Origin of the sequence: Mesorhizobium sp. M0293 (genome assembly GCF_040321735.1) — a bacterium.
Taxonomy (GTDB): domain Bacteria; phylum Pseudomonadota; class Alphaproteobacteria; order Rhizobiales; family Rhizobiaceae; genus Mesorhizobium.
The window spans coordinates 41,226-63,043 of sequence record NZ_JAMYSA010000022.1 but is presented as its reverse complement, the minus strand read 5'-3'; the positions used below and the strand labels follow the sequence as shown (position 1 = coordinate 63,043).

25 protein-coding genes are annotated in these 21,818 nt (G+C 62.3%); 16 read left to right on the top strand and 9 right to left on the bottom strand.

Going from position 1 to position 21,818, the window contains the following annotated elements:
* Positions 1-375: 375 nt before the first annotated feature.
* The gene (gene bmt, locus NKJ06_RS11305; RefSeq protein WP_352809794.1) at positions 376-1,398 is read left to right on the top strand and encodes a betaine--homocysteine S-methyltransferase; all 1,023 of its coding nucleotides are present in this window, start codon (positions 376-378) and stop codon (positions 1,396-1,398) included.
* Between the two features lie 16 nt (positions 1,399-1,414).
* On the opposite strand, the gene NKJ06_RS11300 is transcribed toward bmt, so the two are convergent.
* From NKJ06_RS11300 to NKJ06_RS11290, 3 genes are all read right to left on the bottom strand, one after another.
* Entirely contained in the window at positions 1,415-1,684 is a 270-nt protein-coding gene (locus tag NKJ06_RS11300; RefSeq protein ID WP_352633087.1) for a hypothetical protein, read from the bottom strand.
* Positions 1,685-1,952: 268 nt separating this feature from the next.
* On the bottom strand, positions 1,953-4,103 hold the full coding sequence (locus tag NKJ06_RS11295) for a vWA domain-containing protein (RefSeq protein WP_352633086.1): 2,151 nt from the start codon (positions 4,101-4,103) through the stop codon (positions 1,953-1,955).
* A 2-nt stretch (positions 4,104-4,105) separates the two neighbouring features.
* Entirely contained in the window at positions 4,106-4,666 is a 561-nt protein-coding gene (locus NKJ06_RS11290) for an RNA polymerase sigma factor (RefSeq protein ID WP_352633085.1), read from the bottom strand.
* Between the two features lie 157 nt (positions 4,667-4,823).
* Here NKJ06_RS11290 and NKJ06_RS11285 point away from each other — a divergent pair, with 157 nt between their 5' ends.
* Genes NKJ06_RS11285 through NKJ06_RS11260 form a run of 6 tightly spaced genes read left to right on the top strand, consistent with a single transcriptional unit; the run spans position 4,824 to position 7,150 of the window.
* The gene (locus NKJ06_RS11285; protein WP_023757734.1) at positions 4,824-5,147 is read left to right on the top strand and encodes an ArsR/SmtB family transcription factor; all 324 of its coding nucleotides are present in this window, start codon (positions 4,824-4,826) and stop codon (positions 5,145-5,147) included.
* On the top strand, positions 5,144-5,554 hold the full coding sequence (locus tag NKJ06_RS11280) for an SRPBCC family protein (protein WP_352633084.1): 411 nt from the start codon (positions 5,144-5,146) through the stop codon (positions 5,552-5,554). The genes NKJ06_RS11285 and NKJ06_RS11280 overlap by 4 nt, the downstream gene beginning before the upstream one ends.
* 58 nt (positions 5,555-5,612) lie before the next feature.
* Positions 5,613-5,834, top strand: a complete 222-nt coding sequence (locus NKJ06_RS11275) for a hypothetical protein (RefSeq protein WP_352633083.1) — start codon at positions 5,613-5,615, stop codon at positions 5,832-5,834.
* Positions 5,835-5,845: 11 nt separating this feature from the next.
* On the top strand, positions 5,846-6,313 hold the full coding sequence (locus NKJ06_RS11270; protein ID WP_352633082.1) for a DUF1801 domain-containing protein: 468 nt from the start codon (positions 5,846-5,848) through the stop codon (positions 6,311-6,313).
* Complete coding sequence (locus tag NKJ06_RS11265) at positions 6,310-6,702, top strand: VOC family protein (RefSeq protein ID WP_352633081.1); 393 nt, start codon at positions 6,310-6,312, stop codon at positions 6,700-6,702. The genes NKJ06_RS11270 and NKJ06_RS11265 overlap by 4 nt, the downstream gene beginning before the upstream one ends.
* A 40-nt stretch (positions 6,703-6,742) precedes the next feature.
* Positions 6,743-7,150: a DUF1801 domain-containing protein gene (locus NKJ06_RS11260; protein WP_352633080.1), complete on the top strand. Its 408-nt coding sequence runs from the start codon at positions 6,743-6,745 to the stop codon at positions 7,148-7,150.
* Positions 7,151-7,156: 6 nt separating this feature from the next.
* Here the strand turns inward: NKJ06_RS11260 and NKJ06_RS11255 are convergent, their stop codons facing one another.
* The 4 genes from NKJ06_RS11255 to NKJ06_RS11240 form a co-directional block, all read right to left on the bottom strand.
* Positions 7,157-8,335 carry a BaiN/RdsA family NAD(P)/FAD-dependent oxidoreductase gene (locus tag NKJ06_RS11255; protein WP_352633079.1) on the bottom strand — a complete coding sequence of 393 codons (1,179 nt, stop codon included), beginning with the start codon at positions 8,333-8,335 and terminating at the stop codon, positions 7,157-7,159.
* A 302-nt stretch (positions 8,336-8,637) separates the two neighbouring features.
* Positions 8,638-9,375, bottom strand: a complete 738-nt coding sequence (locus tag NKJ06_RS11250; RefSeq protein WP_352633078.1) for a dienelactone hydrolase family protein — start codon at positions 9,373-9,375, stop codon at positions 8,638-8,640.
* A gap of 106 nt (positions 9,376-9,481) precedes the next feature.
* Positions 9,482-10,174 (bottom strand): 4Fe-4S dicluster domain-containing protein, encoded by a 693-nt coding sequence (locus NKJ06_RS11245; protein WP_352633077.1) that lies wholly within the window; start codon positions 10,172-10,174, stop codon positions 9,482-9,484.
* Between the two features lie 89 nt (positions 10,175-10,263).
* Positions 10,264-11,838, bottom strand: a complete 1,575-nt coding sequence (locus NKJ06_RS11240) for a trimethylamine methyltransferase family protein (protein WP_352633076.1) — start codon at positions 11,836-11,838, stop codon at positions 10,264-10,266.
* Between the two features lie 275 nt (positions 11,839-12,113).
* Here NKJ06_RS11240 and NKJ06_RS11235 point away from each other — a divergent pair, with 275 nt between their 5' ends.
* Positions 12,114-12,812 carry a cobalamin B12-binding domain-containing protein gene (locus NKJ06_RS11235; RefSeq protein WP_126069400.1) on the top strand — a complete coding sequence of 233 codons (699 nt, stop codon included), beginning with the start codon at positions 12,114-12,116 and terminating at the stop codon, positions 12,810-12,812.
* Positions 12,813-12,900: 88 nt separating this feature from the next.
* Here NKJ06_RS11235 and NKJ06_RS11230 read toward each other — a convergent pair whose 3' ends face one another.
* Entirely contained in the window at positions 12,901-13,041 is a 141-nt protein-coding gene (locus NKJ06_RS11230) for an EncA/B family entericidin (protein ID WP_352633075.1), read from the bottom strand.
* A 64-nt stretch (positions 13,042-13,105) separates the two neighbouring features.
* Between NKJ06_RS11230 and NKJ06_RS11225 the strand changes: the two genes are divergently transcribed.
* Positions 13,106-13,738 (top strand): DUF1638 domain-containing protein, encoded by a 633-nt coding sequence (locus NKJ06_RS11225; protein WP_352633074.1) that lies wholly within the window; start codon positions 13,106-13,108, stop codon positions 13,736-13,738.
* Here the strand turns inward: NKJ06_RS11225 and NKJ06_RS11220 are convergent.
* Positions 13,735-14,658, bottom strand: coding sequence for an NAD-dependent epimerase/dehydratase family protein (locus NKJ06_RS11220; RefSeq protein ID WP_352633073.1), 924 nt, complete (start codon positions 14,656-14,658; stop codon positions 13,735-13,737). The genes NKJ06_RS11225 and NKJ06_RS11220 overlap by 4 nt on opposite strands.
* Positions 14,659-14,773: 115 nt before the next feature.
* On the opposite strand from NKJ06_RS11220, the gene NKJ06_RS11215 reads away from it, so the two are divergent.
* The 7 genes from NKJ06_RS11215 to NKJ06_RS11185 all read left to right on the top strand — a co-directional run bounded on the left by NKJ06_RS11215 (position 14,774) and on the right by NKJ06_RS11185 (position 21,679).
* On the top strand, positions 14,774-15,349 hold the full coding sequence (locus tag NKJ06_RS11215) for a DUF4893 domain-containing protein (RefSeq protein WP_352633072.1): 576 nt from the start codon (positions 14,774-14,776) through the stop codon (positions 15,347-15,349).
* Positions 15,350-15,443: 94 nt separating this feature from the next.
* Positions 15,444-16,223, top strand: a complete 780-nt coding sequence (locus NKJ06_RS11210; protein ID WP_352633071.1) for a formyl transferase — start codon at positions 15,444-15,446, stop codon at positions 16,221-16,223.
* Positions 16,224-16,527: 304 nt separating this feature from the next.
* Positions 16,528-16,830, top strand: coding sequence for a virulence factor (locus NKJ06_RS11205; protein WP_352809791.1), 303 nt, complete (start codon positions 16,528-16,530; stop codon positions 16,828-16,830).
* A complete protein-coding gene (locus tag NKJ06_RS11200; RefSeq protein WP_352633070.1) occupies positions 16,823-17,434 on the top strand; it encodes a methylenetetrahydrofolate reductase C-terminal domain-containing protein in 612 nt (203 codons plus the stop codon). The genes NKJ06_RS11205 and NKJ06_RS11200 overlap by 8 nt, the downstream gene beginning before the upstream one ends.
* Positions 17,431-18,522 (top strand): methylenetetrahydrofolate reductase, encoded by a 1,092-nt coding sequence (locus NKJ06_RS11195; protein WP_352633069.1) that lies wholly within the window; start codon positions 17,431-17,433, stop codon positions 18,520-18,522. Before NKJ06_RS11200 ends, NKJ06_RS11195 begins: the two co-directional genes overlap by 4 nt.
* Positions 18,523-18,603: 81 nt before the next feature.
* Positions 18,604-19,578, top strand: coding sequence for a methyltetrahydrofolate cobalamin methyltransferase (locus NKJ06_RS11190; protein ID WP_352633068.1), 975 nt, complete (start codon positions 18,604-18,606; stop codon positions 19,576-19,578).
* Positions 19,529-21,679 (top strand): ASKHA domain-containing protein, encoded by a 2,151-nt coding sequence (locus tag NKJ06_RS11185; protein WP_352633067.1) that lies wholly within the window; start codon positions 19,529-19,531, stop codon positions 21,677-21,679. Before NKJ06_RS11190 ends, NKJ06_RS11185 begins: the two co-directional genes overlap by 50 nt.
* Positions 21,680-21,818 lie beyond the last annotated feature (139 nt).

The window sequence follows — 21,818 nt, the reverse complement described above, 5'->3', positions numbered from 1 at the left end:
GAATTTGTTTGCTGGCGCATGAACAGCCCCTCCATGCCTTGATGCCGACACAACACTGCCCTTTGTCCCGACCGTGTCGATCTCTTCCAGAACTTCCTACCAGCCGCATGGCAGGTTGGTGGTCGAGGCCTCGATCAATCCTCGGGCGGCAATGTGACGTTGCACACTGAACAGGATCTGCTCTTGGTGGTCACCGCTTGCTCGGTTGACTATTATCCGACCAACGGCGGGATCTGCACCGAAATCCACGTCGAGGTCACCTCGACACCGTGAGGAAAAGGCCCCGACCTGGTTGGACCATCACGGCAAATCATTGACTGCACATAAAGACTTCTTTATATCCTTATTCGAATTCAAAATACGAAAGCCATTCCGATGACGATCACCAACCCGATCGATGCCTTGCTGGCTGAAAAGGGCGTGCTACTGGCCGACGGCGCCACCGGCACCAACCTGTTCGCCATGGGGCTCGAGGCCGGTGAGGCGCCCGAACTGCTGAACGAGACGGCGCCCGACACCATCACAAGCCTGCACCAGAATTTCGTCGATGCCGGCGCCGACATCATCCTGACCAATTCGTTCGGCGGCACCCGCCACCGGCTGAAGCTGCACCATGCGCAGGACCGCGCGCATGCGCTGAACAAGCGCGCCGCCGAGCTCGCGCGCACCGTCGCCGACAAGGCCGGCCGCAAGGTGATCGTCGCCGGCTCGGTCGGCCCAACCGGCGAATTGCTGGTGCCGCTTGGCGCCATGACCTATGACGAGGCGGTCGACGCCTTCGCCGAGCAGATCGAGGGCCTCAAGGCCGGTGGCGCCGAAGTCGCCTGGATCGAGACGATGTCGGCTCCCGACGAGATCCGCGCCGCCGCCGAGGCTGCCATCCGCGTTGGCCTGCCCTACACTTACACTGGCTCCTTCGACACCGCCGGCCGCACCATGATGGGCCTGCTGCCCAGGGATATCCACGGCGTCACCGATGGGTTGTCGCAGGCGCCGCTCGGCGTTGGTGCCAATTGTGGCGTCGGCGCGTCCGACATCCTGGCCTCGCTGCTCGACATGACCGAGGCGAAGCCGGAAGCGACGGTGATCGTCAAGGGCAATTGCGGCATCCCCGAATTCCGCGGTACCGAGATCCATTATTCTGGCACGCCCGAACTGATGGCCGATTATGTCAGGCTCGCCGTCGATGGCGGCGCCAAAATTATCGGCGGCTGCTGCGGCACCTCGTTCCAGCACCTGGCCGCCATGCGCAAGGCGCTCGACGCGCACACCAAGGCGGATCGTCCGACGGTTGCCGCGATCGTCGAGCGCATCGGTCCGATGCGCAACAAGGTGGCGACGGAAAACACCGCCGAGACCAGCGAAGCCCGCCGTGAGCGCCGCCGCAGCCGGGCCTGACCTTATCGGTTTTCGATTATTCGCTGTTGTCGGCGTAGCTCGACTGCGCCGACTTGAAATCGACCACATTGTCGCCGTGCATCGTCATCAGCGCACCGGATGAAACCGGATCAGTGATCTGCTCCAGCATGATGCGGAAGCGGTCGTTGGTCAGCGCCGACATGGCGGTGTGACGCGCCTGCGCGACATCGTCGCGGATACGCCTGGATTCGGATGATGGGGCAGATGAAGCCGCCGAGGCGTCGCGTGCCGGAGGTGTCGAGTTGGCGATAGTCCTGATCTGCAATTCCGGCTCCCTCAAGCACCGTAGACCTGTCCCGTGTAGCAAGGAGGGGGTTGCGATCCGGTACCGGAAATGCCGAGCAATTTAACGATCGCGCAGGTTAACGCCGCGCTTCGGATCTGTTGAGATTCAGGCCAGGCCGGTCTCACCTGAATAGATCCGAAAAAAGGCCGGCAAGGGAATGAACCCTCGCCGGCCTGCCTCACCCGCCCGTTGGTCGGTTTCTCCTATCAGAACGATCCCATCTGAAAGAAACCGGCCGTCATCACCACTACCGGTTACCGCCCAGCGCCGAGGCAAGGCGCACAAGCGAGAGGAACTCGGACCTGTACCCAAACGGGTCGGCTCCTCGAGCGGCAGTGGCAATCTCCATGATCTTGTCGTAACCGAACTTCGCGGTCGCATCCTCGTCGCGCAGCTTCTGGCCGAAGGCGGCAACCGCGACGGAGAAACGCTGGTCGGTGCTGGCTTGGTCGAAGGACGAAATCTCGTTGGCCGAGGTCACCGGCGTGGTGATCAGCTTCGAGACGTCTTCATTGGGCAGCTTGTAGCGTATCTTGACGAAGGCATATTCGTCCGCATTGGCGACGCCGCCATTGTCCACCGACGCCTGGCCATAGCGCAGCGGATCGATCTGCTCGCCACCGTTGCCTTTCGGCGTGATCTCGTAGATCGCGGTGACGGAATGGCCCGAACCGATATCGCCGGCATCGACGCGGTCATTGTTGAAATCCTCGCGGTTCAACGCCCGGGTCTCATAGCCGATCAGGCGGTATTCGGAGACCTTGTTCGGGTTGAACTCGACCTGGATCTTCACGTCCTTGGCGATGGTGAATAGCGTCGAGGAGGCGTCCTCGACCAGCACCTTTTCCGCCTCGGCTAGCGTGTCGATATAGGCGGCGGTGCCGTTGCCGTTCTGGGCGATGGTCTGCATCATCTGGTCGTTCAGATTGCCGCGGCCGAAACCGAACACCGACAGGAAGACACCGGTCTTGCGCTCGCTCTCGACCAGCCGCTTCAGATCATCGTCGTCGCTCTGGCCGACATTGAAGTCGCCGTCGGTGGCCAACATCACCCGGTTGACGCCGTCCTTGACGAAGGATTTTTGCGCCAACCTGTAGGCTTCCTTGATGCCCGCTTCGCCGGCCGTGCTACCGCCAGGCGTCAAATTGTCGATGGCACGGAGTATCCTGTCCTTTTCGGACGCCTTGGTCGGCTCCAGGACTGTGCCCGCGTCACCCGCATAGGTGACGATAGAGATGGTGTCGTCCGCCTTCAGCTTGCTGACCAGCAGCCGGAAAGCCGATTTGAGCAGCGGCAGCTTGTCCGGCTCGTCCATCGAGCCCGAGACATCGATCAGGAAGACCAGATTGGCCTTCGGCTGCTCGGTCGGCTTGACGTCAAACCCCTTGATGGCGACATGCATCAGCCTGGTGTGCGTGTTCCACGGCGTCGGCATCACGCTGACGGTCGAGTTGAACGGCGTCGACGCAGACTCCGGACCCTTCCAGTCATAGGGGAAGTAGTTGATCATCTCCTCGACACGCACCGTATCGGCCTGCGGCATGAAACCTTCCTTCAGCGAGCGCCGCACAAAGGAATAGGAAGCCGTGTCGACGTCGATCGAGAAAGTCGAGACCGGGTCTTCGAGCGCGGCATGCAGCGGATTGGTCTTGAAATCCTCGACGCGGTCGCGGTTTTCCTGTTGCGGCTGCATCTGGTCGGCCGGCAAGGTCGACGGCTGCGGCACCATCAGCTTGGATTCGGCCGGCATGCGGGCGGCCCGAGAGGTGCTGGGTGCGCTTACGGCGCCATCCAACGCGAATTCACCTGTCGGTGCCGGTGGCGCGGGTTCGGCCGGCACGCCGCCTCCCAGCGCGTCTTGTCGTGGAGCGCCACTTGAAATCGCTGATTCCTGCTGTGCCGTACCGCCGGCGGCAACGGTCGATTCGGATTTCGGCGGCGAGACCGGGGCTACAAGCGCATCGGTCGCATCGCGGCTTTCCACATCGGCGTCGGCCTTCTTGTCTTTCTCCAGCTCGGTGCGAACCGGCTTCGGCTCGGCGGTCGTCGGCTTCAGGGTCGCCGGCTTGTCGGCCAGCGTCTCGCTGATCTTTTCGTCGCCGCCGAATTTGGGCGGCTGCTCTCTCAGCATATGGAAAGTGGCGTATCCGGCGATCGGCAGGGCGACGAGCCCGGCAAGGGCCGGCGTGGCAATGAGTTTCTTTTGCATGATCTCGCTCCAGAGCTTTTGTGCTCGCTCTGTGAGACGAAGCCCGCCAACCGATCCTTGGGTGACAGCAGAGATATTTTCCTGATCGTATGCGCGCAGAGCGGCTTCGAAGGCACGGGCCTTCGCGCACTCGCCCGGCGCCGGCGCCGCGATATCGCGCAGTCTCTTGAGTTCGTTGTCGTCGACCATGGTCACACTTCCCCGGCCGTGCGCATCAGCGTCTTCAGCCGTTTCTTCGCTTCATGGATGTGCCAGGAAACCGTCGTCTCCGAGATCGCCATCGCCTCGGCGGCGGCTGCGTGGCTCAAGCCCTCGCCATAGACCAAAAGCACCGCGTCGCGTTGCTTGTCCGGCAGTTGCCGCACCGACGCCCACAGCGCCTCGGCCGGGTCTTCCGGTTCGACCGAAGCCTCGCCCGCGATCATGCTGTAGGCGCCAAAGGCTTCAGTCTTGACCGCTTCGCGGGTGGTCTTGCGCATCACGTCTCGCGCGGCGTTCATCGTCACGGAATAGAGCCATGTCGTGAAGGCGCCGCCGCCGCGATAATCGCGGATCGCCTTGCCCAACCGCACGCAGACTTCCTGGGCGATGTCTTCGGCGTCCGCCTTCTTACCGCACCAGCGATAGGCGGCGCGATAGACGAAGTCGTAGTGACGCTCCAGCAATTTGCTGAAGGCCCCCCTGTCTCCGCCCTTCGCCCGGCCAATCAGTTCGGCGTCGGAGGCTTCGCTTTCATCCAGCATCATCGCCATCATTTGCCTGTTGGACGAAGGCTAATGGCTAATCCTTGGGGCAATGGAAAGATTTTTTTGGAAACGGCCGGATCGTGATCATCGACGCTCCCGCTTGACACATCCATATCTCGGTGGTTATACGTCAAACCAATAGCCATTGGGTTATCGATCCCAAATGACCAACGCTCACGATGTCCTCTTCAGAACGCTCTCCGATCCGACGCGTCGGGCGATCTTCGAGCGCCTGTGCCGGGAAGGCGAGCAGACGGTCGGCGCTTTGACAGCTCAGTCGGGGGTCTCGCAGCCGGCGGTGTCGAAGCATCTCGGTCTTCTCAGGCAAGCCGGGCTGGTGCGGGACCGTCATGAAGGACGACAGACCCATTACAGCGCCCAGCTCGCAGCACTTTCCCCACTGACCGACTGGACGAACCAGATGAACGCGTTCTGGCAGAGCCGGTTCGACGATCTCGAAAATTTGCTCAAAAGAATGGACCAATGACCAGCACAGCGACCGAAACGCGCTCCGTCATCGTCGAACGTGAGATCCCCTATCCGCCGGAAAAGATCTGGCGCGCGCTCACCCAACCGCATCTGATCGAGGAGTGGCTGATGAAAAACAACTTCAAGCCAGCCGTGGACCATCGTTTCAATCTTAGCGCCGACTGGGGCGGCGTCGACTGCCAGGTCCAGACGGTCGAGCCCAACAAGACGCTGTCCTACACCTGGGACACCAAGGATCTCGAGAGCGTGGTCACCTGGACGCTCACCGCTACGAACACGGGAACCCATCTGCGCATGGAGCAGACGGGCTTCCGGCCGGATCAGCAGCCATATTTCCGCGGCGCCACGGTCGGCTGGCAAAAGTTCCTTACTGCCCTGGAAGGCGTCCTGGCGCGGCTGGATTGAAACCGCTGGCAAGCGGATCGATGGGTCCACTTCGGCTCGTTTTTGACGGGAGGCCTCATTGGACTGGAACAAGTGGATTCGGCAAATTCATCGCTGGCTGTCGATCATCTTTACGCTGACCGTCATCGCCAACTTCGCCACCATGGCATATGGGCAACCTCCCGCTTGGGTGGTCTATTCACCGCTCTTGCCACTCTTCCTGCTGCTGTTCAGCGGCCTTTACATGTTCGTGCTGCCCCATATCGCCAAGGGGCGCGGCGCGCAGCGTGCGGGCGGATAGGAGTGGGCAGAATGGCCAAGCTGGGACAATCGACCCGCGCCGCACCGGTCCTGCTGTCGGGCGGCAACCCGCAAATCGCCAAGGGTGATGGCGACGCCCCGGTGCGGGCGTATATCGCTGCTATGCCGGGCTGGAAGCGCGGCCTAGGCGAGCGCCTCGACGCGCTCATCGAGCGAAACGTGCCTGACGTGCGCAAGGCCGTGCGGTGGAACTCGCCATTCTACGGCATCGAGGGCCAGGGCTGGTTCGTGTCGTTCCATGTCTTCACCCATTACGTGAAGGTGACCTTCTTCAGCGGCATGTCGTTGCAGCCGATCCCACCCGGCGGCACGGCAAAGAGCAAGGATGTGCGCTGGATCGACATCCGCGAAGGCGACCAGTTCGACGAGGCGCGGATGGCGGACTGGGTGAAACAGGCCGCCGCCCTGCCCGGCTGGATCCCGCAGCGACCGAATACGACAGAGGAGAAAGAGCGATGAAGATCAAGCTGACCAGCGTGTATGTGGACAACCAGGAAAACGCTCTGCGCTTCTATACCGACGTGCTGGGCTTGACCAAGAAGACCGATTTCAGCAACGGACCCTATCGCTGGCTGACCGTTGCATCGGCGGAAGAGCCGGATGGAACCGAGCTGCACCTCGCGCTCAACGACAACCCGGCCGCCAAGGCCTATCAGGAAGCCATCTTCAAACAGGGCCAGCCTGCGGTTATGTTCTTCACCGACGACGTCAAGGGAGATTACGAGCGCATCAAGGCGAAGGGCGGCGAGTTCACCATGCCGCCGACCGAGGTCACCGGCTCGACCATCGCCCAGTTGAACGACGGCTGCGGCAACCTCGTTCAGATCACCCAGCTGGCGCGCTGGTAATGGGCGGCTAAAACACCGTCGAGGCACAGGAAGGCACCCAATGAACCCATCCGAACAGATCGACCAGCTGATCGCCGGCCTCAAGGACTGGCGCGGCGAGACGCTCGCCGGCATCCGCAAGACCATCCTTGCAGCCGACCCGGACATCGTCGAGGAATGGAAGTGGATGGGCAGCCCGGTCTGGTGCCTCGACGGAAACATCGTGGTCGGCAACGCCCACAAGGACAAGGTTAAGCTCACCTTTTCCCATGGCGCAAGCCTGCCGGACCCCGACAAGCTGTTCAACAACGGTTTTGGCGGCAAGGTGTGGCGGGCAATCGATATCCTTGAGGGCGACAAGCTCGATGAGGGCGCCCTGAAAGACCTTGTCCGGGCCGCCATCGACTACAACCAGGCCAAAAAGAAGCAGAAAGCGCCGGCGGGTGCTCGGGCGAAGGTACAGAAGTAATGGGTCCTAAGCCGCTTGGCCCGCCACCCAGCCCGACGACCACGCCCACTGGAAATTATAGCCGCCCAGCCAACCCGTGACATCGACGGCTTCGCCGATGAAGAACAGGCCCGGCACGGATTTTGCCTGCATGGTCTTCTGGTCGAGTCCGTTGGTGTCGACCCCGCCCAGTGTCACTTCGGCGGTGCGGTAGCCCTCTGAACCGGCCGGCTTGATGCGCCATTCATTGACCGCAGCGGCGACGGTCTTGATCTGGGCGTCGGAAAGATCGGCGAGGTTACCGTCGATCCCGGTTCGCTCGGCGATCGACTGCGCAAGCCGCTTCGGCAGATGGTTTGCCAGCACCGTCTGCACAGCCTGTCGTCCATTGCCGCGCTTGGCGGTGCGAATGAGGTCCGCCACATCGACTCCCGGCAGCATGGCGATACGGATTTCGTCGCCCTCGCGCCAATAGGACGATATCTGCAGGATGGACGGTCCGCTGACGCCGCGATGCGTGAACAGCATTGCTTCGGCGAACCGCGTCCTGCCGCAGGCGACTTCCACGTCGACGGCGTTGCCAGCCAGGGGCGCCAACCGCTCGAGCGTGTTTGCGTCGAAGGTCAGCGGCACCAGCGCCGGCCGCGTTTCGACAACGGCAAGGCCGAACCGTTCGGCGAGCTCATACCCGAAACCGGTCGCCCCCATCTTGGGGATCGACTTGCCGCCACAGGCTACAACAACGGACTGGCAAGTGACCGTGCCGGTGGAGAGGGTGAGCATAAACCCCTCGGCGGTTTTGCGGACATCCGCGACGCTGGTCGACAGGGCCAGTTCCACGCCCCTGCCCTGCATTTCCGAGACCAGCATGTCGATGATTTGGCGTGCGGAGCCGTCGCAGAACAATTGCCCCAGCGTCTTCTCGTGGTAGGCAATGCGGCGGCGTTGTACGAGCGCGATGAAATCGCGCTGCGTGTAGCGGCTGAGCGCCGAAATGCAGAAATGCGGATTGCCCGAGAGAAAATTCTTCGGGCTGGTGTGGATGTTGGTGAAATTGCACCGGCCGCCGCCTGAGATGCGGATTTTTTCGCCGGGCATTGCCGCATGGTCGAGGATCAGCACCGAACGGCCGCGCTTGGCCGTCTCCAAGGCGCACATCATTCCGGCGGCACCGGCGCCGATGATCACGACATCATAGGATTGCATCAGGCTATTCGTTCCCGCTCGCCCCGCTCATCGGGGGGCCACGCCATTTGTGCTGCCTGATACCGCGAACGGTCCAGACAGCCAACAGGCAAGAACCGCCGCGGAAGAGCAGAGCTAGTAGGCGCTGCCTGGGTACGGCGGCGGCAAGGTGAAAATCATCTGCCGCCGCCGCTCATTCTTCGTCCCATCGGTCGTGCGGTCGTAATCGCATGGCGCAGTGCGATCTGTGCGATCAATGGAATAGGCCACGTCGCTATGACGGTGCGCTCAGGCATCTTCTGACCTGGCCGTGAATCCCGGCACTAGACGAGCGTCTCCGCGAACAGCGTCGTCAATCGCTTCCAGTGGCGCTCGGCGCCCGCGGCATTGAAAACGCGATGATCGGGCACGCACCAGCCATGCGCCATGCCGGCATAGTTTTCCAGCACATGGTCGACTTCTGCCACCCTGAGCGCCTCGGCCAGCCGCGCCGACTGTTCCGGCGGAAAACTCCCATCGACACCGGATGTGCCGACATAGACCCGCGCCTTGATGGAGGCTGCCTTGCGATGCGGGCTGTCGGCGGCGTCGCTGGCCAGATTGCCGCCGTGGAAACTCGCGGCCGCTTTTATTCTGTCGGGATAAGTTGCGGCGGCATTCAATGCTCGACCGCCGCCCATGCAATAGCCGACTGTGCCGACCGGTCCGGTGACGCCCTCGGCAGCCAGTGCGTCGAGGAATGCAGCGCTGTCGCTGATGGTCATCTCCTGCGTCGTGCCGGTGACCAGTGCCGTCAGCGCCGCCTTGGTCTTTTCCTCGACGAAGGCGGTCTTGGCGTCAAACGGCCCGTAAGGCGCGTTGCGGTAGAACAGGTCCGGCAGCAGCACTGAATAACCTTCATTCGCCAGCCGCTCGGCCATGCTATCGAGCGCCGGCCGCGGACCGAAAGCGTCCTGATAGAGAATGACGCCGGCCTTGGCCGAAGATGCGTTTGCCGCACGGAACAGACCCGCCCTTGCCACGCCATCCCTGGTCCGGATCTGAAGGTCTTGTTTCGTCATCGCCCGCTCCGTTCCGTTGTCGCGCGATACATATCCCGCCAAGCCGATCCGGCAAGGCGTTCCCTGAGCCTGGCCGTCAACATTTCGTGCAGGATTGCGTGGCGAATTACAGATCCGCGAATGCCGCCATGTGAAACGCCTGGACCTCCTGTGGATAGCGATAGGCCGTGCCATAGGGACAGGCATTGCGGTCAAGACAGCCGCCGCTGCGGCACGGCTCGCCATTCACCCCTCGCACATGCGCCAGACAGGATTGATAGGCGAACCCTTGCGCCGAGTAGGCGTCGACCGGGCAGGATTTCAGGCAGGGTTTTTCGACACAGGTATCGCAAAGGTAGGGCGCTGCCTCAGCGGCCTGAACCGGAAGCGCGTCCTCAAACAGCAGCGCGCCGCGATAGGCGTGCCAGAGCCCGTATCGCGGATGCATGAGGATGCCGAGCGGCGACGGTCTCAGCCCCTCCGCCCGCATCGCCCATTGCTGGAACGGCAGATAAGGCTTGTCGGAAGGCGAAACGGCCCGCGCCCCGAATGTCTCCGCCACGGCACCGATCACTTCGCGCGACCAGGTGTCGAGCGGATTGGGGATTTTCTGCGGTTGCTTTTCGCGCCAACGCAGGAAATGCGACCAAGGCGCGGCACCCGCCTGCCCGACCAGCAAGACGGCCGCTGCAGCCGCGCCCGATGATCCCGTTGGCGGCGCTTCGCCTGATGCAAAATTGAAACCGCCACGAAGAACAAGGCCGTTGGCGAGAAGCGCCGCAGCAATACGGTCAACGCTGCCGGCGGCGGGCGCAATCATTCCTTCTTGACCGGATCGGAGAACGCGCTCCGCCAGACTTCCTTATGGATGATGTTGGCGACTTTAGCCCCGCCTGACTCGGGCTCCTTTCAAGTGAAGGCGTCGGGCATCGACCCCTTCTTCTTGGCGATGAAGTCCTTCAAGGCCTCGTCGATGCTCGGATCGAGGTGAGGCGCCTCGTAGCTTTCCAGCCAGCGGCGGGCGAGTTCGTTGGCACGCTGCGGCGCGGTCTTCTCGCCTTCGGCCAGCCACTGCTCGTAGGAATTGTTGTCGGCGATGTTGGAGCGGTAGAAAGCGGTCTGGAAATTCGCCTGGGTGTGGTCGCAGCCGAGATAGTGGCTGCCCGGCCCGACCTGGCGGATGGCATCCATCGCCTGGCCGTTTTCCGACAGGTCGACGCCCTCGGAAAACTTCTGCGTCATGCCGAGCTGGTCGATGTCCATCATGAACTTTTCGTAGCAGGAGGCGAGCCCGCCCTCGAGCCAGCCGGCCGAGTGCAGCACGAAGTTGGTGCCGGCCAGGATGGTCGAGTTCAGCGTGTTGGCGCTTTCATAGGCCGCCTGTGCATCCGGAACCTTGGACGCGCAGAGCGAGCCGCCGGTGCGGAACGGCAGGCCGAGACGGCGCGCCAGCTGTGCGGCGCCATAGGAAACCAGCGACGGCTCCGGCGTGCCGAAGGTCGGCGCGCCTGACTGCATCGAGATCGACGAGGCGAAGGTGCCGAAAAGCACCGGCGCGCCCGGCCGGATCAGCTGCGTGAACGAAGCACCAGCCAGCACTTCGGCCAGAACCTGCGTCAGCGTGCCGGCAACCGTCACCGGGCTCATCGCGCCGGCAAGGATGAACGGCGTGACGATGCAGGCCTGGTTATGGCGCGCATAGACCTTTAGCGCGCCGAGCATGGTCTCGTCGAACACCATCGGCGAGTTGGCGTTGATCAGGCTGGTCAGCACCGTGTTGTTCTCGACGAAATCGTCGCCGAACACGATCTTGGCCATGGCGACGGTGTCTTCAGCGCGCTCCGGCGCGGTCACCGAGCCCATGAACGGCTTGTCCGAATATTTGATGTGGCTGTAGATCATGTCGAGATGGCGCTTGTTGACCGGCACGTCTACCGGCTCGCACACCGTGCCGCCCGAATGGTGGATCGACGGCGCCATATAGGCGAGCTTCACGAAATTCCGGAAATCCTCGATCGTCGCATAGCGCCTGACACCATCGAGGTCGCGCACGAAGGGCGGTCCATAGACTGGCGCAAAAACCGTGGCATTGCCGCCGATCTGCACCGAGCGCTCGGAATTGCGGGCATGCTGGGTGTAGACAGGCGGGGCGGTCTTGAGCAGTGAACGGCAGAGCCCCTTCGGAAAGTGCACGCGCTCGCCCTTGACGTCGGCGCCGGCCTCTTTCCACAATTGCAGCGCTTCGGCGTCGTCGCGGAAGATGATGCCGATCTCCTCTAGCACCGTGTCGGTATTCTTCTCGATCAGCGCCAGGCCTTCCTCGTCCAGCACCTCATAAACGTTGATCTTGCGCTTGATGTAGGTGAGCTGCGTGCCGGGACCGCCGCCCGAACGTGCTGCCCGCCGGGCAGCAGCCCCGCCGCTGGCGCCGCGCCCACGTCGCGCGTTTGACGCTTCCTGATCGACTGCCGCGTGTTCGCTCATGGTGGTTCTTCCCTGAATCTGTTCTTGTCTGGAATCCATAGCGGCTGCCTCTCGCCGCTTCTTGCCAGATCGTAGCCATGCACCCTATTCGAAACGGCCCGCCAGCGCCAACACCTGTCGCAAAATCGACAAGAATTCCAAGAGATTTGCGGTCGCTTTCCTTTTGCGGGAAGTCGCAAATCAGCTATGGATACATGCCCTCAGCGGGTTAGGAATGACCGTGAATATTTTGTGCCTTGCGACGCAGTCGCGATGCCGGCAGGAGTTCGATACAAATGTCCGACGACGAGATCATCCTTTCCGAACTTTCCGACGACGAGTTGGTGCAGCAGATGCACGACGATCTCTATGACGGGCTGAAGGAAGAGATCGAGGAAGGCACGAACATCCTACTCGAGCGCGGCTGGGTGCCTTACAAGGTGCTGACCGAGGCGCTGGTCGAAGGCATGCGCATCGTCGGCGAGGATTTTCGCGACGGCATCCTGTTCGTTCCCGAAGTGCTGCTTTCCGCCAATGCGATGAAGGCCGGCATGTTCATCCTGCGTCCGCTGCTCGCCGCCACCGGCGCGCCGAAGCAGGGCAAGATGGTCATCGGTACGGTCAAGGGCGACATCCACGACATCGGCAAGAACCTTGTCGGCATGATGATGGAGGGCGCCGGCTTCGACGTCATCGACCTCGGCATCAACAATGCGGTCGAGAAATATCTCGATGCGATCGAGCAGCATCAGCCCGATATCATCGGCATGTCGGCACTGCTGACCACGACCATGCCCTATATGAAGGTCGTCATCGACACGATGAAGGAAAAGGGCATCCGCGACGACTATGTCGTGCTGGTCGGCGGCGCGCCGCTAAACGAGGAATTCGGCAAGGCCGTCGGCGCCGATGCCTATTGCCGCGACGCGGCGGTGGCGGTCGAGACCGCCAAGGATTACATGAAGCGCAAGCACAATGTGCGGGCTTCGGCCTGATTGGCCAATTAGGCATGGACAAAAGAAAAAGCCGCGCCTTGCAGCGCGGCTTTTTTGTTCCCAGATGATGAACGTGGCCGCGCGCGGATCAGGGCTTGGTGACGGTATCCTCGACTGCTTTGGCCGTTGATTTGACATCCCTGCCGACGCCACGGACGGTGTTCGCGCAAGCCGTAAGGGCCAAGGCGCAGGCCAGGATGGCAATCGGCGTGATGCGTAGCAGTTTCATGGACGATGTCTCCCTCAACAGATAAATTAGCGCCACAGCAACGAAGGCCGGCTCGACGGGTTCCATGGCCAAGACGCAAAAAACAAAACCGAATCAAGACGACAGGCTGCTCGTTATCGCCTGTGGGATGATTGCGCGCGAAGTTCTGGCCGTCAAGGAACAGCTTGGACTGGACCACCTCGACCTGACCTGCCTGCCGGCGGAATTCCATTTCTATCCCGACCGCATCGGCCCTGCCATGGACCAGGCGATCGAAAAGGCCAAGGCGGAAGGCTACACCAACATTTTCGTCGGCTATGCCGATTGCGGCACCGGCGGCCTCCTCGACCGCATCTGCGAGAAGCATGGCGTCGAGCGCATGGCCGGTCCGCACTGCTTCGCCTTCTATCAAGGCATGGAGGCCTACGCGAAGATTGCCGACGACGACATGATGTCGTTCTACATGACCGACTTCCTCTGCCGTCAGTTCGACGCCTTCTTCATGAAACCGCTCGGCCTCGACAAGCACCCCGAGCTGATCAAGGACTATTTCGGCAACTACGAAAAGCTGATCTACCTTGCCCAGACCAACGATCCGGAGCTCGACAAGGTCGCCGAAAAGGCCGCCAATATGCTCGGTCTCGTCTATGAGCGCCGCGCCACTGGCTATGGCGACCTGACGGCCGGAATGGCGCACGCCGCAGCGGTCACCGGCTAGGCAACGTCCTCTTCCGCCCGCAGCGCCGCAAGCACATCGGCAAAGCTCGTCTTGCAGACGAAACCCAGCCTGTCCCTCGCCCGCGACGCGTCGTAGACCCGGTCGATGGAGGAAAACATCGTCCAGCCTTTTCGCGCGTAGAGGGCCGGAAAATCCGGAAAGTAGCGCGCGACGACCGACGGGGCATCGGCAATCGGCGCCGAGCAATCATCGGGCCGGAACGGCGTTGGCGCCGATACGATGAAAATATCAAAGCCGAGCTGTGGCGCCTTTTCGAGCGCAAGGATGTGGGCATCGGCCGCGTCCTCGACCGTCAACCGGCGAAACAGCAGTTCATTAGCCTTGGTGTTGGCATCCGACTGCTCGATCGCATGCGCCATGTCATCGGCTTCAGGAAAGAAGCGGGCCGTGCGCAGCACGACCACCGGCAGCCTATGTTGGATATGGTAGAGGCGGCAGAGATGCTCGGCCGAAAGCTTGGTGACGCCATAGATGTTGCGTGGCTCGGGCGACATCGCCTCCGTCAGCCAGGCCGCCTTGCGCGCACCACCGCTGAACCCGTCGCGTATCGCCTGCGAAATCATCAGCGAGGTCGTCGAGGTGAAGACGAAGCGCTGCACGCTGGCCGCCACCGCCGCGTCGAGCAGGTTGAGCGTGCCTTGCACGTTGGTGGCGACGAAATCGCTGTTGGCGCGGCTCTCTATGTTGGGCTTGTGCAGCGCGCCGCTGTGGATGATCGTCTCGATCCGGTTGTCCCGAACTGTCCGCATGACAAGGTCGCGATCGGCGATTGAGCCGACGATGTGGGTCTCTGCCGATGGCACAGGATCGAGCCCGGTGACGTCGTGCCCAAGTGCGCGCAGACGCGGCGCCAAAGCGCTGCCCAACCAACCCGACGACCCCGTCAGCAAGATTCGCATTCGTCACACCATGATTTTTGACCGTGACGCTGTTAAGCACGGATGACAGGCGCCAGCGACCCGATAGATTATGCACCAGCCGGCGCTGCGCCAGACTTCAACCGGGAGGCCTCCTATGACACTTCGCCCGCTGTTCGCCCTTGTCGGCCTGCTCTGCTGCACTCTTCCCGCCCTTGGCGATGGCGAGGTGCAGAAACTCATCACCGCCGCAGACAAGGCGCGGCTCGACAAATATGGCGAGACCCGCAAGGTGGCGCTCGCCGAGGCGAAAGCGGGAGATCCGGCCGAGGTCAAGCAACTCGATACCTTGCTGGCAAAACCGCTGGTGGCCTTCTCCGACAAGGACCTGACCGGCAACTGGCAGTGCCGCACGATCAAGGCCGGCGGATCTTTGCCGCTCGTCATCTATGGCTGGTTCAAATGCAAGGTGACCGACGACGGTTCCGGCTGGCGGCTGGAAAAGATCAGCGGCTCACAGCGCACCAAGGGCCGTTTCTTCGACGATGGCGAGAAACGTGCGATCTATCTCGGCTCCTTCTATGTCAACAGCGATCCGGCAAAACCCTATGGCAGCGGCCCGCAAACCGACCAGGTCGGCTATGCCTTCCGCAACAGCGCCAAGGCATGGCGCATCGAATTCCCGGCGCCGTACTATGAATCGAAGCTCGACATCATCGAGTTCAAGCGCTGAGCGTGTATCGAAGAGCTGATCACCAAGGATTAACCCGGACGCCCTAGCATCCCGCCCATTGTCGAGAACGGGTTGCTTGGAGGGGGCAAGATCCATGGCAGCATCAGAATCCAGTACGCGGATCGTGGTCGTCACCGGAGGAGGCCAGCATGTCTGGGCTATCATCAACGCGATTGCCGACCGCGTCGGCCCTGTCAGCGTCGTCCTCGAAACGCCTGAATCCAAAAAGCAATTGCTTCGTGGTCGGGCTCGCCGTCAGGGTTGGATCTCCGCCGTGGGTCAACTTGGCACGATGGTGCTCAGCAGACTCGGCAAACGGCTTCTCGCCAGCCATGCCGCCCGGCTGATTGCCGAAGAAAAGCTGGAGGTCGAGCCGCGGCGAGGCCAGGAAATCATCCATGTTGCTTCCGCCAACGGGCCGGAGTGCCTCGAGGCGATCGAGAAGATCCAGCCTGGCGTTGTCCTGCTCAACGGCTGCAGGCTGTTGTCGAAAGACATGTTGGCCAGGATGCCTTGCCCGGTGCTCAACTATCACGCCGGCATCACGCCGAAATACCGCGGCATGAATGGCGGCTACTGGGCGCTGACATCAGGCGATCCGCAGAATTTCGGCACCACCGTGCATCTGGTCGATGCCGGCGTCGACACGGGCGGCGTGCTGAAACAGGTGCACGGTCAGCCGAAACGCGGCGACACCATCTCCAGCTATGCCCTTCGGCAGGCCGCGTTCTCGCGCGACATCTGCGTCGAGGCGGTCAGCGACGTGCTGGCCGGAAAACTCACCACCTTCGACCCGGGCCTGCCATCGCAGCAATGGTATCACCCGACGATCTGGTTCTACCTCTGGACCGGCCTGAGAACCGGCATCTGGTAACGCTTCCTTCGCCCGGATCCGCATGCCGCGCGCCGGCTTCTCCAACGCGTCCAATCTGCCGCCGGCACGCGCCGCAGACGAATAAACGCACCTTTCATTTTACGACATCCAAATGCGTCGCTTTTGAATGCGCGCGCGTCGTCCCATAACAAGCGGCCCAACTGCGCTTCCGGCAATGCTCCGATACTGCATCAGCCCGAAAATCGGAATCGATCTTCGGAAAGCACGATGCAGCAGATTGAGGTGGTAGAGCGTCCTTTGTGCGTCCAAGTGGACGCACAGCGCTCTACGGGAGTGAGAATTCATGGCCGATCTGATCGTCGTCTACTGGCGCGACATTCCTGCCCAGATCATGGTCAAGAAGGGTCGGCAGAACGCCAAGCGCGAACTGCCGCTGCGCTTCACCGAGGCGATCGACATGTGCGCCATGCGCACCGGCGCCGGCGGCACTGACGACTATCTGGCCGAATGGCGCAAGGCCGATCCCATTCCGGTCGGCGACGACCTCGAAGCCGAGGTCGAGAAGGCGTTCAACGACATCGACACCAAATACGACCGCGAGCGGCTGGTCGCTCTGGTCAAGGCGGGCGGCAAAGAAAATGTCTGACACCAACCCGGCGGTTACCCAGGCCACTCTGGTCAAGAAGGCAGCGCCGAAATCCGACTACAAGCCGGCCGACGTGTCGCCGCAGCGGCGCGTACAGCGTTCCTTCGCGGTTAGATTGTGGTCTGTGCGGCACTCGCGATTGCTCGAATGGTTCTATGCAAAATTCGCCGACATGTTCCTGCTCCTCCATCCCCTGTGGAAGGGCATCGGCTACGGCCGCGTCGAAGGGCCGATCAAATTCGTCGAGAAGCGCGTCAAGGGCTTCATGTTCGACTGTCGCATGTGCGGCCAGTGCATCTTGTCGTCGACCGGCATGTCGTGCCCGATGAACTGCCCCAAGCAATTGCGCAACGGCCCCTGCGGCGGCGTGCGCGCCAACGGCAATTGCGAGGTCGAGCCTGATATGCCCTGCGTCTGGGTCAAGGCCTGGGAAGGCTCGCAGAACATGGTGCATGGCGACAGGATCCTGACGGTGCAGAAGCCGGTCGACCAGTCGCTGCGCGAAACCTCGGCCTGGCTGCGGGTGACCGCGCAGGCCGCCGCCGCGCGTGAAGCAGCCGCCGCCGCCAAAAATGGGGCGGCAAAAACCGGGGCATCGGCATGATCGGCCGCCAGCGCGACGAGAACCCGGCCGGTATCCACCTGCCGCTCGAGCCCCTGCCCGGCCACACTTCGCGCGGCCGGCTGGAACGCGTGCTTCGGCGCGGCGAATTCGCGGTGACGACCGAGCTCAATCCGCCCGACAGCGCCGATCCGGAAGACGTCTATAACAGGGCAAAAATCTTCGACGGCTGGGTCGACGCCATCAACGCCGTCGACGCGTCCGGCGCCAACTGCCATATGTCGTCGGTCGGCATCTGCGCACTGCTCACCCGCATGGGCTACGCGCCGATCATGCAGATCGCCTGCCGCGACAAGAACCGCATCGCCATCCAGGGCGACGTACTGGGCGGTGCCGCGATGGGTGTCGCCAATATGCTGTGCCTCACCGGCGACGGCGTGCAGGCCGGCGACCAGCCCGGCGCCAAGCCAGTGTTCGACCTCGACTGCATGTCGCTGTTGGAAACCTGCCGTATCATGCGCGACAATGGCAAGTTCCTGTCCGGCCGCAAGCTGACGACGCCGCCGCAGCTTTTCCTCGGTGCTGCGATCAATCCGTTCGCGCCACCGATCGATTTCCGCCCGCATCGCCTGGGCAAGAAGATCGCCGCCGGCGCGCAATTCGTGCAGAGCCAATATTGCTTCGACGTGCCGATGTTCCGCACCTACATGCAGAAGGTGCGCGACTTCGGCTACACCGAAAAATGCTTCATCCTGGTTGGCGTCGGCCCACTCGCCTCGGCCAAGACGGCCAAGTGGATCCGCTCGAACGTGCCGGGCATCCATATTCCCGATCAGGTCATCAAGCGGCTGGAAGGCGCCCAGGACCAGAAGAAAGAAGGCAAGCAGCTCTGCATCGACATCATCAATGAGGTGAAGGAAATATCAGGCGTTTCTGGCGTCCATGTTATGGCCTATCGGCAGGAAGAATATGTCGCCGAGATCGTCGATGAATCGGGCGTGCTGAAGGGCCGCCAGCCATGGAAACGCGAGATCCGTCGCGACGACCAGCTTGTCGCCGACCGGCTCGACAGCATATTGCACGACGACATTACCGAAACGCAGGTGGACATGGTGAAGACCGCGCACTGAAGGCGCGGACGACCACCCATTCGCTTGAACGAAAACAGACAACGATATAAAGAAATCTTTATATCATGGCGGAGAGACTTCATGACCCGTACCATCGTCGCCTCGGCGACCCGAGAAATCATCATCGGCTTCGACCAGCCGTTCTGCGTGATTGGTGAACGCATCAATCCGACCGGTCGCAAGAAGCTGGCCGCCGAGATGATCGCGGGCAATTTCGAGACCGTCATCAGGGACGCGCTTGAGCAGGCAGCCTGTGGCGCCACCATGCTCGACGTCAATGCCGGCGTCACCTCGGTTAACCCGAACGAGACCGAACCCGGCCTTTTGGTGCAGACGCTGGAGATCGTGCAAGGACTGGTAGACCTGCCGTTGTCGATCGACTCGTCGGTCACCGCTGCGATCGAAGCCGCGCTGAAGGTCGCCAAGGGCCGTCCGCTGGTCAACTCCGTCACCGGCGAGGAAGAAAAGCTCGAAGCCATCCTGCCGCTGGTCAAGAAGTACAACGTGCCCGTCGTCGCCATCTCCAACGACGAGACCGGCATCTCGATGGATCCGGACGTGCGCTTCGCCGTCGCCAAGAAGATCGTCGAGCGCTGCGCCGATTTCGGCATCCCGGCGCATGACGTCGTCGTCGACCCGCTGGTCATGCCGATCGGCGCGCTGGGCGATGCCGGCCGCCAGGTGTTCGCGCTGCTGCGCCGCCTGCGTGAAGAGCTCAAGGTCAACACCACGTGCGGCCTGTCCAACATCTCCTTCGGCCTGCCGCATCGCCACGGCATCAACGCCGCCTTCATCCCGATGGTGATCGGCGCCGGCATGACATCAGCCATCATGAACCCGGTGCGTCCGCAGGAAATGGAAGCCGTGCGCGGCGCCAATGTGCTGAACGGCACCGACGAGAACTGCACCAACTGGATCAGGACCTACAAGGACTACAAGCCGGCCGAAGGCGGCCAGGCGGTTGCCGCCCCGACACAAGTCAACACGCCAGGCGAAGGCGCCAATAATGGTGGCCGTCGCCGTGGCGGTCGTGAAGCCCGTATGGGTCGAGGATAAGCGCGCAATCGTGAATTCACCTGCAAACATCACCGACCCGCTCGTGCTGTTCATGCCATCGGGCAAGCGCGGGCGGTTTCCTGTCGGCACGCCCGTGCTCGATGCCGCGCGCCAGCTCGGCGTCTATGTCGAAAGCGTCTGCGGCGGACGCGCCACCTGCGGGCGCTGCCAGATCGAAGTGCAGGAAGGCAATTTCGCCAAGCACAAGATCGTTTCCTCCAACGATCACATCACGCCCAAGGGTGCCAAGGAAGAGCGCTACGAGCGCGTCCGCGGCCTGCCCGAACGGCGCCGCCTCTCCTGCTCGGCGCAGATCCTCGGCGACCTCGTCATCGACGTACCGCAAGATACGGTCATCAACGCGCAGACCATCCGCAAGGATGCCGACACCAGGGTGATCGCCCGCGATTCAGCGATCCGCATGTGCTATGTCGAGATCGAAGAACCCGACATGCACAAGCCGCTTGGCGATCTCGACCGCCTGAAGATCGCGCTGATGCACGACTGGGGTCTGAAAAGCCTCGATTTCGATTTTTATCTGCTGCCGCAGGTGCAAGGCATCCTGCGCAAGGGCAACTGGACCGCCACCGCCGCCATCTACAAGGATGCCGACAGCGAGACCGCGCGCGTCGTGGCACTTTGGCCCGGCCTCAAGAACGAAGCCTATGGGCTCGCCTGCGATATCGGCTCGACCACCATCGCCATGCATCTGGTGTCGCTGCTGTCGGGTCGCGTCGCCGCCTCGTCCGGCACCTCAAACCCGCAGATCCGCTTCGGCGAGGATCTGATGAGCCGCGTCTCCTATGTGATGATGAACCCGGACGGACGCGAAGGCATGACGGTCGCCGTCCGTGAGGCGATCTCCGGTCTCGTCGACAAGGTCTGCGCCGAAGGCAATGTGCAGCGCAACGACATCCTGGATTCCGTCTTCGTCGGCAATCCGATCATGCACCATCTGTTCCTCGGCATAGATCCGACCGAGCTTGGCGGCGCCCCCTTCGCGCTCGCCGTCTCGGGTGCCGTGCACATCAAGGCATCCGACATCGGCCTGAAGCTCAACCAGGGCGCCAGGCTCTACATGCTGCCTTGCATCGCCGGCCATGTCGGTGCGGACGCGGCGGCGGTGACGCTGTCGGAAGGTCCGCATCGCCAGGACGAGATGATGCTGATCGTCGATGTCGGCACCAATGCCGAGATCGTGCTCGGCAACCGTGCGCGGGTCGTGGCTGCTTCTTCTCCGACCGGCCCGGCCTTCGAGGGCGCTGAAATCTCCGGCGGCCAGCGGGCCGCGCCCGGCGCCATCGAGCGCGTGCGCATCGATCCCGACACGCTGGAGCCAAAGTACCGCGTTATCGGCTCGGAGCTGTGGTCCGACGAGCGGGGCTTCCTCGAAAGCGTGCAGGCGACCGGCGTCACCGGCATCTGCGGCTCCGGCATCATCGAAGTGGTGGCCGAGATGTATCTCGCCGGCATCATCTCGGAAGACGGCGTCATCGACGGCGGACTTTCGGCCCGCTCGCCGCGCGTCACCGCCAACGGCCGCACCTTCTCCTACGTGCTGAAGGAAGGCTCCGCCGAATTGAAGGAAGATGGGCCGAAGATCACCATCACCCAGACCGACGTGCGCGCCATTCAGCTCGCCAAGGCGGCGCTTTATGCCGGCACCAAGCTGTTGATGGAAAAGCAGAACACCGACCATGTCGACCGCATCCATTTCGCCGGCGCCTTCGGCTCCTTCATCGATCCGAAATACGCCATGGTGCTGGGCCTGATCCCGGATTGCGACCTCGACAAGGTTTCCGCGGTCGGCAACGCTGCCGGCGCCGGCGCTCGCATGGCGCTGCTCAACCGCGGTTATCGCCGCGAGATCGAGGACACGGTCAGCAAGATCGAGAAGATCGAGACGGCGCTGGAACCGAAATTCCAGGAGCATTTCGTCTACGCCATGGCGCTGCCCAACAAGGTCGATCCGTTCCCGAAACTGTCGGCGGCGGTGAAACTGCCGCCGCGCAAGACGGTCAGCGAGGATGGCGTTGCCGGCGACGCCGCGCCTCGCCGGCGTTCGCGCGAAGGCCACGCGGCAAGGCGCGGCCGCGAATAAGCGGCCGCACCCAGGCCGCCGCTTCTCCAAACTCATTTGCATGCAAATGTTTCCGGATCGCCTGATCCGGAAACCGAAACGCTGTTTTCGCGAAATCCATCCGATACATGGCAGGTGCATTTACCGGGGCATCGAACGG